The 12154-nt window shown below is 72.4% G+C and carries 12 protein-coding genes; all 12 read right to left on the reverse strand.

Annotated elements, in window-relative coordinates; translation table 11 throughout:
- Positions 1 to 87: 87 nt before the first annotated feature.
- Complete coding sequence (locus tag BKI49_RS13885) at positions 88 to 1104, reverse strand: glycoside hydrolase family 6 protein (RefSeq protein ID WP_095934571.1); 1017 nt, start codon at positions 1102 to 1104, stop codon at positions 88 to 90.
- Between the two features lie 457 nt (positions 1105 to 1561).
- Positions 1562 to 2221, reverse strand: coding sequence for a class F sortase (locus BKI49_RS13890; protein WP_095934572.1), 660 nt, complete (start codon positions 2219 to 2221; stop codon positions 1562 to 1564).
- Position 2222: 1 nt separating this feature from the next.
- Positions 2223 to 3047: a hypothetical protein gene (locus BKI49_RS35825; protein ID WP_257004782.1), complete on the reverse strand. Its 825-nt coding sequence runs from the start codon at positions 3045 to 3047 to the stop codon at positions 2223 to 2225.
- Between the two features lie 121 nt (positions 3048 to 3168).
- Positions 3169 to 3948: an HAD-IIA family hydrolase gene (locus BKI49_RS13900; protein WP_028803458.1), complete on the reverse strand. Its 780-nt coding sequence runs from the start codon at positions 3946 to 3948 to the stop codon at positions 3169 to 3171.
- 411 nt (positions 3949 to 4359) lie between these two features.
- The gene (locus BKI49_RS13905) at positions 4360 to 5451 is read right to left on the reverse strand and encodes a 2-aminoethylphosphonate ABC transporter substrate-binding protein (RefSeq protein ID WP_095934573.1); all 1092 of its coding nucleotides are present in this window, start codon (positions 5449 to 5451) and stop codon (positions 4360 to 4362) included.
- Positions 5452 to 5518: 67 nt separating this feature from the next.
- Positions 5519 to 6316: an ABC transporter permease gene (locus BKI49_RS13910; RefSeq protein ID WP_095934574.1), complete on the reverse strand. Its 798-nt coding sequence runs from the start codon at positions 6314 to 6316 to the stop codon at positions 5519 to 5521.
- Positions 6303 to 7175, reverse strand: coding sequence for a 2-aminoethylphosphonate ABC transporter permease subunit (locus tag BKI49_RS13915; RefSeq protein WP_095934575.1), 873 nt, complete (start codon positions 7173 to 7175; stop codon positions 6303 to 6305). The genes BKI49_RS13910 and BKI49_RS13915 overlap by 14 nt, the downstream gene beginning before the upstream one ends.
- A complete protein-coding gene (locus BKI49_RS13920) occupies positions 7168 to 8307 on the reverse strand; it encodes an ABC transporter ATP-binding protein (RefSeq protein ID WP_095934576.1) in 1140 nt (379 codons plus the stop codon). The genes BKI49_RS13915 and BKI49_RS13920 overlap by 8 nt, the downstream gene beginning before the upstream one ends.
- Positions 8304 to 9059, reverse strand: coding sequence for an HAD family hydrolase (locus tag BKI49_RS13925; protein WP_095934577.1), 756 nt, complete (start codon positions 9057 to 9059; stop codon positions 8304 to 8306). The genes BKI49_RS13920 and BKI49_RS13925 overlap by 4 nt, the downstream gene beginning before the upstream one ends.
- A gap of 5 nt (positions 9060 to 9064) precedes the next feature.
- Positions 9065 to 10189, reverse strand: a complete 1125-nt coding sequence (locus BKI49_RS13930) for a TIGR03364 family FAD-dependent oxidoreductase (protein WP_095934677.1) — start codon at positions 10187 to 10189, stop codon at positions 9065 to 9067.
- Between the two features lie 154 nt (positions 10190 to 10343).
- Positions 10344 to 11102 (reverse strand): GntR family transcriptional regulator, encoded by a 759-nt coding sequence (locus BKI49_RS13935; RefSeq protein WP_095934578.1) that lies wholly within the window; start codon positions 11100 to 11102, stop codon positions 10344 to 10346.
- 37 nt (positions 11103 to 11139) lie between these two features.
- Entirely contained in the window at positions 11140 to 12087 is a 948-nt protein-coding gene (locus BKI49_RS13940; protein ID WP_095934579.1) for a hypothetical protein, read from the reverse strand.
- Between the last annotated feature and the right edge of the window lie 67 nt (positions 12088 to 12154).

Raw genomic sequence — 12154 nt, forward strand, 5'->3', positions numbered from 1 at the left:
ACGGACGAAGGGGGCGCCCTCCGCTTCGAGCGGAGGGCGCCCCCTTTTCCTCGTGTCCGGCTGCCGATGCCCGACGGCCCGCGCGCGCTACTCGGTGGCCCGTGCGAGCTTCAGCGCGTACTCCGGCCACCACTGGCCGGCCTTCGGCCCGCCCTTGCACGTGCCGTCGGACTCGCCCGGCCGCTTGACCCACAGATAGGCGTCGACGAGCGGGTCGGCCGTCTTGGTCGTCGGGGTCTCACCGAGCGCGCGGCCCGGCGGGTTGCACCAGTTCTCGTCCGCCTTGCCGCCCGTGTACGGGCCGTTGCCGTTGCGGCTGGTGTCGACGACGAAGTGCTTGTTGCCGACCTTCGCGGACAGCTGCTTGCCGTACGCGATGGAGTCCTCGGTCGAGTAGAAGTTGGAGACGTTGACGGAGAAGCCGTCGGCCTGGTCGATGCCCGCCCACTGGAGGGGCTGGAAGATCTGGTCGGGGTGTCCCCAGCCGGCGTTGCCCGCGTCCAGGTACACCTTCGTGTTCTTCAGGGACTTGAGCTTGCCGATGGCGCCCTTGAGGAGGTCGTAGCGCTCCTCGTGGTACTCGTCCGGGGTGCACTGGTTGACCAGGTGCAGGACCGCGTCCGGCTCCAGAATCACCGTGGCGGGCCGGTCCCCGATGCCCTGGGCGACCCCGTCGATCCAGGTCCGGTAGGCGTCGCCGTCGGCGGCGCCGCCCTGCGAGAACTGTCCGCAGTCGCGGTGCGGGATGTTGTAGAGGACCAGGATCGCGGCCCGGTCCGCCTTCTCGGCGGCCTCCGTGAAGCCACGTGCCTCCGACTCCGGGTTCTCCGGGCCGATCCACTCGCCGGTCGGCTGCTCCGCTATCTTGCGGATCTGCTCGGCCTCGTCCTTCTTGTCCGCCTTCAGGTAGGCGGCGACCTGCTCGGCCGCGTTCCCGTCCGGATTGACCCAGAACGGGTCCGAATTCTTGGGCTGTTGCGTGACCTCGGCACCGGAGCCGTCGCTCTTGCCGTCTCCCCCGGAGGAGGAACATCCCGCGAGAAGCAGTGCCGCCCCCACCACCGCCACGGACGCCCGTGCCCCGGCCCCCCTGCTGCCGTACATCCAACTCCCCCTTGGGTGCACCGTCCTAAGTCTCAATCCTGACATAGGTGTCGCGCGGCTCACGAGGTCACCCACCCCTTGTCGGAGAGCTGTTACAGCCCCGGACCTTCCGGGAGCCGGAGACATCCGCCCCGGGCGCGCGCAGCGCACGCTCCGGGCGCCGGGCCGCCCCGGCCCCTCCCGTGGCCGCACCCACCTGCGCCCATCACGTAGAGCCACGGGTCGTGGACTTGTCGTCAAACGACCTCTAGGCCGGAACGCTCATCCGTTCTAGAGTTGCCACAAATGGCCACGGCCCCGAGCCGGTTGCCTCCGCCCGCGTACCCGCGCGGACGGACCCAGAACCTCCCGCGCCGGTCGCCGGGTTACTCCCGCAGCCCGTGCGCGCGCGGTCGAGGACCAGCCCGGTCGGCGGCTCCCGGGGGAGCGTGTCGTCGACCGGGCCCGGTACCGCTCGTCAACCGCTTCCGGTGAGGTACGCCGACACCACCACGTTCGCCGTGTAGGTGCGGCTCGCGCGGTCGAAGGTGCCGCCGCAGGTGACGAGCCGCAGCTCGGCCCGCCCCGGCTTCCGGGCGCCGTAGGCCTGCTGGGCGTCGAAGTGATCGCGCGGGATCACTTGGACCTCGTCCACGGTGAACTCGGCGACCTTCCCGTCGTCGCGGACGACACGGACCGTCGCTCCGGGCCGCACCGCGCTGAGCTTGTAGAAGACCGCGGGCTTGGTGTCGGTGTCGACGTGCCCGACGAACAGGGCGGCGCCGGCCGCTCCCGGCTGCACGCCGGCGGCGTACCAGCCGACCACGCCGGGCTGCTCGAAGGGCGGCGGCTCGATCGCGCCCTGCCGGTCGAGCCCGCGGGCGACGACGGGGGCCTGCACCCCCATCGACGGGATGTCGAGGCGCTGCGGGCGCGCGTTGCCGAGCGGTTCCAGCGCGGGCGGCAGCGGGACGTCCGGGCGCCCGACGGCCGCGATGTCGCCGGTGGTGGGCGTCGTGAGCCCCTGCCGCACGTCGGTCACGTCACGGCCCCACAACCACAGCCCGAACAGCAGCACCAGCCAGGCCACCGCGGTCAGCAGCCGCCCCGTGCCGGAAGAACGCTCGTGCTCGGACATGTCAGTCGCGGTCGTCCCCCCGGCGCGTGACGGTCCGGGCGGAGCCGCGGACCCGGGGGAGGATCGCGACGGCGACGGCGGCCACGCCGGCCAGGACGAGGCCGATCACGGCCTGCCGGGTGCCGGGACCGGCCGCTCGCGCGTCCGGGGTGGCGAGGAGCACGGTGCCGCCGCCGCCCGCGTGCACGGGCGCGACCGGCGAGGCCGGGATCTCGGCCGGCGCGGACGCGAAGTCGGAGCCGTGGTCGGTGGCGGAGTCCTGGTCGGAGGCGGAGTCCCTCCCGGGCTCGGCGGCGTCCGGCCTGTCCTGCGGCACGAGAGCCGTCGGGATGATGCCGGTCGGCACGATGCCCGTCGGGACGATGCCCTGCGGCACCCGGATGGTCGGCCCGATGTCCTGCGGCAGCAGGTGCTGCACGATGTCGTTCGGCAGGAGGTCGGGCACGGCGCCCTGGGTGGCGGAGCTCCGCGGCACGATCTGCGCGACCCCCCTGACCTTGCCGCCCCGGCCGTCGCAGTCGACCTCGACGGCGTACGTGCCGGGCGCCAGCCCGCTGGTCACCCGGGTGTCGCCGGTCAGGACACCCCCGCCGACGGCGGTGAGCCGCGCGTCCGAGACGAACGCGGAGGACGTGGCGGTGCCCGTCCTGCCCGAGCAGCCGGTCGCCCGAAGCCGGACGTCGGTGCCGGGGGCGGGGGCCGCGGGCGTCAGCAGCACGCCCGTACCCGGGTCGGCCGCGAAGGCCAGGGGGGCGAGCCACGCTGTGGGTGCGAACGCGGCCACGACCGCCGCCCCGGCGCAGAGAGTGATTCGCTTGGAACGCATCGTGAACCTCCAGACAACAGGAGGTTCCCTCCAGCGGCGCCGGGGCGCATCTTCAGAGCGGTCCGGTTGCTCCGTCCGAGTCTGTGTGCCTTCGTACGGGTTTCGAACGGGCCGGCGGGTATCAGACCAGGTCGACGAGGTCGGCGATCGAGTCCACGACCTTCGACGGCCGGTACGGATACTGCTCGATCTCCTCGGGCGTGGTCAGGCCCGTGAGGACCAGGAAGGTCTGCATCCCGGCCTCCAGACCCGCCAGCACGTCGGTGTCCATGCGGTCGCCGATCATCGCGCTGGTCTCGGAGTGCGCCCCGATCGCGTTCAGGCCGGTGCGCATCATCAGCGGGTTCGGCTTGCCCGCGAAGTACGGCTGCTTGCCGGTCGCCTTGGTGATCAGTGCCGCGACCGCGCCGGTGGCGGGCAGCGGTCCCTCGGTGGACGGACCCGTCTCGTCCGGGTTGGTGGCGATGAAACGGGCGCCTTCCTTGATCAGCCGGACGGCCTTCGTCATGGCCTCGAAGGAGTAGGTGCGCGTCTCGCCGAGGACCACGTAGTCCGGGTCGTGGTCGGTGAGGACGTATCCGATGTCGTGCAGCGCCGTCGTCAGGCCCGCCTCGCCGATGACGTACGCGGTGCCGCCCGGCCGCTGGTCGTCCAGGAACTTGGCGGTGGCCAGGGCCGAGGTCCAGATGTTCTCGACCGGCACGTCGAGGCCCATGCGCCGGAGTCTGGCGTGCAGGTCGCGGGCGGTGTAGATGGAGTTGTTGGTGAGCACCAGGAAGGGCTTCCCGGACTCACGCAGCTTCTTGACGAAGGCGTCGGCGCCGGGGATCGGCACGCCCTCGTGGATGAGCACACCGTCCATGTCGGTGAGCCACGATTCGATGGGCTTGCGCTCTGCCATCTGCTGGGTCTCCTGCCGTCCTGGCGTACCTGCACGCACTCGATCCGGGGACGCCGGAACGACGTTGTGCCGGCGCCCCCAGCCTAGGGGGTTGCCGTTCGGATCTGTTCGGGCCCCGATCCGAACGGCATCCCTGGTCACGACGGCGTGGTTCCGGCCCGGCCGGGGCCGTGGTGCGGTCAGGCCGGCTCGACCGACGCCCCGTCGATCACCCAGTACCCGTTGTTCCCGCCGGTGCAGCGGAACCGGACCTGCGCCGTCAGGGAGCGACAGGACAGGCGCGACGACACGTGATCCTCCGGGAGGGGGCGAGGGGGAGCACGGACGGGACAGCGACGGTGGTGCGTGTCAGGCACGGCGACGCCCCCGGTGGTTCCGAGGGCGTCGCGGGTGGGGCGGGTGGGGCGGGGTTCAGCTGCCGGTGGCGGACTTCCAGTCCTCGACGTACGAGGTCAGGTTCTTGTCGATGTCCGCCCAGTCGGGCTCGAAGACCTCGACGCCGTCCATGAGCGCGGCCAGGGCGACGGCGTTGACGTCGGTGGCCTTGACGTCGGCGCGCGCGGAGAAGCCGCCGCCGATCGCGCTGACCTGCTGCTGGGCCTTGGCGGACAGCATGAAGTCGAGGAGTTTCCTGCCGTTCTCGGAGTGCGGGGCCTTGGTGACGAGGCCCGCGGCGTACGGGAGCGCGAAGGTGGTCGGCTTGCCGGCCGCGTCGGTGGCCTTGCCGGTGGCCTGCGGGAACCAGATGCCGAGGTTCGGCATGTCCTTGGCCTGCGCGTAGTTCATCTGCACGTCGCCGTTGGCGACCAGCAGTTCGCCCTTGTCGACCTTGGGGGCGAGCTTGCCGGTGGAGGCGGACGGGCCGACGTTGTTGGACTGGAGCTTCTTCAGGTAGGCGAGCGCGGGTTCCTTGCCGCCGAAGTCGTGGATCGCCTTGATGAGCACGGCGGTTCCGTCGCCGGCGACGCCCGGGGTGGAGTACTGGAGCTTGTTCTTGTACGTGCCGTCGAGCAGTTCGTCCCAGGTGGTGGGTGCCTGCCTCAGCTCCTTCTTGTTGTAGACGAAGCCGAAGTAGTTGTTGACGACGGAGGTCCAGGTGGCGTCCGCGGCCTTGTCGGCGCCGTCGACCTGCTCGGAGCCCTTGGGCGCGTACTTCTGGAGCAGGCCCTTGCCGTCGGCCTGCTGGATGAACGGCGGGAGGGTGACGAGGACGTCGGCCTGCGGGTTGGTCTTCTCACGGGCCGCGCGCTGGACCATCTCGCCCGAACCCCCCTCGACGTACTCGACCTTGATGCCGGTCTGCTTCTCGAAGTCCTTGAAGACCTGGTCGTACCAGCCGTCGCCGTTCTCGCCCTTGAGGCCGTCCGCGCTGTACACGGTGACGACCTTGGCGTCGGAGGCGGCCGAGTCGCCGCCGCACGCGGTGAGGGAGCCGGCGAGGGCGAGGCCGCCGGTCACGGCGGCGATCGGGGCGAGGCGGAGCGAGCGGGCGTTTCTGGGCATGGCGAGGCGAACTCCTTGCGTGGTCGGTGCTTCTGAGGGTTTTCCGCGGGTGGGACGGATCGGCGGATCAGCGGTAGGAGGCCTTGGTGCGGATCCGGGAGACGGCGAACAGGACGAGCACCGTCGCCGTCATGAGGACCACGGCGAGCGCGGAGCCGGTGAACAGGGCGCCACGGTCGGTGGCCGCGTAGATCTGGACGGGAAGCGGGGTCCAGTCGGGCGGGTAGAGCATCATCGTGGCGCTCAACTCGCCCATCGACAGGGCGAAGCAGAGCCCCGCGGCGGCGGTGAGCGAGGGCAGCAGCAGCGGCAGCCGCACCCGCCACAGCACATAGGAGGGCCGGGCTCCGAGGGAGGCGGCGGCCTGTTCGTAGGCCGGGTCGAGACGCACGACGGCGGCCGACACCGACTGGTGGGCGAACGCCGTCACAAGAACGGCGTGCGCGAGGACGACGATCCACCGGGTGCCGTTGAGCAGCATCGGCGGCTTGGAGAAGGCGACCAGGATCGCGAGCCCGACGACGACGGAGGGCACCGCGACCGGCAGCATGAACAGCGCGTCCAGCAGGCGCTTGCCGCGCTTCTTCAGGGCGTGCCCGGCGAGCGCCGCCCAGGTGCCCACGACCAGCGCGATCAGACTGGCGGTGAGGGCGGTGACCAGGCTGGTGGTGAGGGCCTGGAGGGATTCGCCGCGGGTGGCGGCGGTGTAGTGCCCGGTGGTGAAGCCGGACGGGAACGCGCTCGACCAGTTCGTGGCGAACGACGCGGCGAGGACGACGAGCAGGGGCAGGGCGAACAGGGGCAGGAAGAGGACGAAGAAGACGGCCCAGGTGGCCCACTTCCCCTTGCGGCTATGCACCAACACGGCGGCTCACCACCCGGTAGAGGCCGTACAGCCCCACGGAGATCAGGACGTTGACGACGGCGACGACACACGCTCCCGGGTAGTCCGACTCCAGGATCGCCTTGCTGTACACGAGCATCGGCAGGGTGGTGACCCCCTTCGCCCCGGTGAACAGCACGATGCCGAACTCGTTCAGGCACAGCACCAGGACCAGGCTGCCGCCGGCGGCGAGCGCGGGCAGCGCCTCGGGCAGGACGACCTGCCGCACGATCCGCGCGGGCCGTGCGCCGAGCGAGGACGCGACCTCCAGCTGAGCGGTGTCGATGCCGGAGAAGGCGGCGAGCAGCGGTCGCATCACGAACGGGGTGAAGTACGTGATCTCCGCGAGGAGCACACCCCAGGGCGTGGTGAGGAACTGGAAGGGCCCCTCGGCCGCCCCGGTGGCGCCCGTCCACAGCCCGTTGGCCATGCCGACGGTGCCGTAGACGAACAGCAGCGCGAGCGTGATCAGGAAGGACGGGAAGGACAGGAAGACGTCGATGAACTTGGCGACCGCCTTCCCGCCGGGGAACGGCACGAAGGCGATGACCAGGGCGAGGACGAACCCGAGCAGCAGGCACCCGGCCGTGGATCCCAGCGCAAGCCACACCGTGGTGCCGAGTGCCTCCCGGAACGCGGCCGAGGCGAACACGTCCCCGTAGGCCTGCGCCGAGGTGCCCCCGGTGTCCGGCCGGAAGGACTGCTGGACGACCAGGGCCAGCGGGTAGAGGAACACGAGACCGAGCACGGCGACGGGTGGCAGGGCCCATGCCCAGGGCGGGATGCCCTTCCGGGGCCCGGTGACCGCCGCCGGCGGCGCGGCGGCCGCGGCGCTAGCCATCCCGGGTCACCCCTTCGGCCACCGGCGCGGTCTTACCCGCGGTGACCGGCGCGGCCTCCCCGGCGGTGACCGGCGCCGTGTCCTCGGCGGCGACACCCGCGGAGAGCAGTACCGCGTCCTCGGGCGCGAAGTGCACGGTGATCTCGTCCCCGAGGGCGGGCGGCCGCTGCAGTTCCCGCAGGTCCGCCTTGACCCGATGGCCTCCCACGTCGACGTAGAGCCGATGCGTGGCCCCCCGCCACTGCACCTCGGCGACCGACCCGGTCAGGGCGTTGGGCCCGGCACCGAGACCGACGAGGTGCGGCCGTACGCACAGCGTCGCGGTCGCGCCCCGGGCGGCGCCCCCGGTCGGCACCTTCAGCTCGGTCCCGGCGAAGACGACCCCGTCCGCCCCCACCGTCACCGGCAGCAGGTTCGCGTTGCCGACGAAGGACGCCGTGAACTCGGTCCGCGGGGCCCGGTACAGCTGCCGGGGTGTGCCGACGTCCCTGAGCCGGGCCCTGTCCATGACCGCGATCCGGTCGGCCAGCGTGAGTGCCTCGATCTGGTCGTGGGTGACGTACAGGACGGACACGTCCGGCAGTTCGCGGTGCAGCCGGGCCAGTTCGGCGAGCATGCCGGAGCGCAGCTGCGCGTCGAGCGCGGACAGCGGTTCGTCGAGGAGGAGGACGCCCGGCCGGACGGCGAGTGCCCGCGCGATGGCGACGCGCTGCTGCTGCCCGCCGGACAGTTCGCGGGGATGCCGTCGGGCGAAGGCGGCCATCCCGGTCATCTCCAGCGCCTCGGCGACCCGTCCGCGGATGTCGCCGCGGGGCACCTTCTGCGCCTTGAGCCCGAAGGCGACGTTGTCCTCGACCCGCATGTGCGGGAAGAGCGCGTACTGCTGCACCACCATGCCGATCCCGCGCCGGTACGGCGGCAGGTCGGTCACGTCGCGGTCGCCGATGAACACCCGCCCGGCGGCGGGCCGCACGAATCCGGCGACGGCCCGCAGGGCGGTGGTCTTCCCGGAGCCGGACGGTCCGAGCAGGGCCATCACCTCGCCGGGCTCGACCGCGAGGTCGAGGGCGTCGAGGACCGTGGTGCCCTCGTAGGCGACGGACACCCGGTCGAAGCGGATTCCGCCGGTCATCGCCCTGCTCCGCCGAGCGGTGCGGCCCCGTCCAGGGGGCCGGCCGCGTCGAGCAGGGCGGGCAGCGCGGCCACGGACGGCAGCACGTGCCCGGCGCCGGCCGCGCGCAGCGCCTCGGCGTCGTGTGCTCCGGTCAGCACGCCCGCGACGACGCCCGCCCCGGCGCGTACGCCGCTGAGCATGTCGTACGAGGTGTCGCCGACGACGGCGACCTGCTGGACTCCTTCGGCCGCCCCCGTGCGCAGGAACGCTTCCAGGACCATGTCCGGGTACGGCCGTCCGCGGCCTCCCGCGTCCGCCGGACACAGCGTGAGCGGCACCAGGTCGCGCCAGCCGAGCGCGTCGAGGATGGCGTCCTGGGTGACGCGGGCGAACCCGGTGGTGAGCACGACCGTCCGGCCGGAGCCGACGAGTTCCTCGATCGTCTCGCGGGCGCCCGCGACCGGGGCGATGTGCCCGGCGTCGACGAGCTCCCCGTACGCCTTCTCGAAGGCGGAGTTGGCGCGCCGGGCGAGGGACTCCTCGCCGAACAGGTGCCGGAAGACGGAGATCTTGGACTCGCCCATGGTGGCGCGGACGTAGTCGAGTTTCTCGGCGTGGTCGGCGGAGCCGGGCCGGACGCCCAGCTCTCCGGCCGCCGCGGCGAAGGCCCGTTCCACCAGGCCGCCGTCGGCGACGGTGGTGCCGGCCATGTCGAGGACGACGAGGCGGATGTCCCGGGCGGGACGCGTGTCGGTGGTCTGTTCGGTCATGTTCCTCACCAGCCCAGCTGTTCGGCGGTTGTCTCGGCCATCGCGGGGGCACAGGTCATGCCGCGCCCGCCGGGCCCGGTGACGAGCCATACGCCGTCCCGCACCTGCTGCCGGTGCACGACCCGGCTCGTGTCGGTGCACTGCGCGTACACCCCGGCCCAGCGGCGCCGGATCCTCGGCAGCGGGCGGCCGAGGAAGGACTCGACGACCTCGGCGAGGTGCTCGTAGGGCTCCTCGACCGTGTCGAAGGCGAAGGGGTGCTCGTACTCGTGGGTGTCGCCGATGGTCAGGCCGCCGTCCGCGCGCTGCACCATCAGCAGTTGCATCCGGTGCTCGGCGGCGGTCGTGGACTGCGGCTGGTGCGCGTCGAGCGCGTCGAGGGCCGGGCTCCGGTACGCGGGGTAGTAGCGGAAGCTGTCGGCGTCGGCGACGGACGTGGTGAGCGGCTCGCCCAGCGGGTCGGTCTGCATCATCTGGAGCCGTACGCGCCGCACGGGCAGCTCGGGGCCCGCCAGTTCCCGGACGAGGCCGCCGAGCCAGGCGCCCGTGCACAGCACCACGGTGTCGCCGCTGTGGACGTCGCCGTGGTCGTCGCGGACCGCGTGTTCACCGACGACGTCCCGGACCTCGCGGCCCGGCAGGAAGGTGTAGCGCGGGGACTTCAGCAGTTCCTCGCGCAGCGCGAGCTGCGCGGTGCGCGGCTCGACGGCCGCGTCGCGCTCGCAGAACAGGGCGGCTTCGAAGGCGCCCCGCAGGGCGGGGTTCACGGCCCGCGCCTCGCCCGCGGTCAGCAGTTTGTAGCCGCGGGCGGCGGCGTCCGGGCGGGCCAGGGCCGCTTCGGCCACCGCGCGTTCCCGCGGGTTGCGGAGCGGGGTCAGCGACCCGCAGGCCCGGAACCCGAGACCCGGGACGCGTGCCCCGATCGTCTCCCACAGCTCCCGCGCCCGCAGGGCGGTCTCCAGCTCCTCGCCCCCGGCGCGACCGCTGACCCAGATCTGTCCGAAGTTGCGCAGCGAGGCCCCGCGGGCCTCCGCCTCACGCTCGATCTGCACGACCTCGTGGCCGCGCTCCACTGCGTGCCAGGCGTGCAGGGTGCCCACCACGCCGGCTCCGACAACTATCACTCTCACGACGGCCACGCTCCTCGGGAAGGGGGAATCGGAAGGGTCCGTACCGCAACCAGATGGTGAACTGCCTATCACGTTTGGGCTAGACCCGTTATCTTCGCGTTATAAAAAGAGGGGCGGGGTGACCCACGTCACCCCGCCCCCGGACGGGCCCGCGTCAGCCCTGGAGGTGCGCCGAGAAGGAGAAACGGTCTCCTCGGTACAGCGTCCGCACCCGCTCCAGCGGAAGCCCGTCCGTGTCCCGCGAGACCCGGTGGATCAGCAGCATCGGCAGCGCGGGCGGCGTACCGATGAGCAGCGCCTCGCGCGGGGTGGCCAGCACCGTCTCGATGCGCTCGTCCGCGTCGCCGAACGTGATGCCGAGCCGGTCGCGCAGATACGCGTAGAACGACGAGTCGGGCGTGAAGTCCTCGTCCAGCCGCGGGGCGCGGGCCACGGCGACGTACGTGCTCTCCAGCCCGACCCGCTCGTCGTCCGCGAGCAGGACGCGCTCCATGTGCCACACGGGCTCGCCCCGCGTCAGCCCGGCCTCCGCGGCCAGGGCCTCGGAACAGGGGAACCGGTCGAGCGAGATGAGCGTGCGCCCGGGCGTACGGCCCTGCCGCCGCACGCCCTCCGTGTAGCTCGCCAGCGAGAGCGGCTGCTCCAGCTTCGGGCCCGCGACGACCGTCCCGCGCCCTTGCCTGCGCAGCTTCCCTTCGAGCAGCAGCTCACGCAGGGCCTGGCGCACCGTCTCGCGCGCGACCTCGTACTTCTCGGCGAGATCACGCTCGGTGGGCAGCAGACCCCCCTCGCCCAGCTCCTCGATCAGCACGGCGATGTGCGCCTTCACCGCGTAGTACTTCGGGATACGGCCGTGCTCCGGGATGCCGGAGCGGACGGGGGCGCCGGGTGCCTGGTCGTTCGGATAGTCCACGAGGGGATCGTCGCAGACGGCGCCGGGGCCCAGGGTGTCAGCGGTGCCGGCCCGGGCGCTCCCGGCGGAAGACCACGAAGAGGGCGGCCCCGGCGGCCGACAGCAGCAGGCCCGCCGCCACCCCGACGGCGCGCGGCGCACCCGGTCCCGTACTGGCCAGCACGTCCGCGGACGGGTTCGCGTTCTCGTCCGTGCCGGTGGCGTCACGGCTCGCGTCCCCGGTGGCGGTGCCGTCCCCGGCACTCGCGGTGGACCCGACGCCGGGGTCGGCCCCGGCGCTCTCCCCGTCACCGACGCCCTGCTCCGGATCCCGCCCTTCGCCCCGCTGCTCCTCCTTCGACTCCTCTCCCGGCGACGCTTCGCCCCGCTCCTCGTTCTCCTGCGGGTCCTCGCCCTGGTCCTCGACGCGGAAGCGGTAGTCGTTCGACTCCCCCACCCAGTCGCCGTCGTCGTTGTGCCGCTGCACGACGGCCGCGTTGGCGACGACCTCGTTCGGCACGGGCGCGTCCGACGTCAGGGAGAGCCGCACCTTCACGGTGAGGGTCCGGCCCGCGCCCACGGTGAACCCCGGGAACCCGTCGTCGAACGCGCCCACGTTCTCGGCCTCGTCGCTCTTGTCGAACGTCACCGCGTGCGACTTCTCCCCCTCGAAGAACTCCAGCCGCGCCTGCTCCGGCCGCAGCGCCCGCTTCTCGTCCACGAGCACGACGATCGGGTGGATGCCGCCGCAGGCGTGCGCGGTGGTGTTGGTGAGGTCGATGTACCAGGTCGAGAAGCCGCCGCCGACGTCGTACACGGCCGGACCGCCATGGATACGCGTCGTGATGGGGAAGTTCCGGGTGTCGGGCGCGGCGCAGGCGGGACGGGGCTCCGCGGCGGTGAGCGCCGGGGCCGGGGTCGACGCGAAGGCCGCCGGGGCGAGACTCCCCAGGGCAGCGGGGGCGGCGGCGGTCAGGGTGAACGGAAGCAGGGAACGCAGTCGCATGAAGGGCCTTTGCCGATCGGGGGGCGGCTGGGAGCGGGATCGAAAGCGGCAGGGGTACCGGGCAACG

Origin of the sequence: Streptomyces sp. Tue6028 (assembly GCF_002300165.1) — a bacterium.
GTDB classification, from domain to species: domain Bacteria; phylum Actinomycetota; class Actinomycetes; order Streptomycetales; family Streptomycetaceae; genus Streptomyces; species Streptomyces siamensis.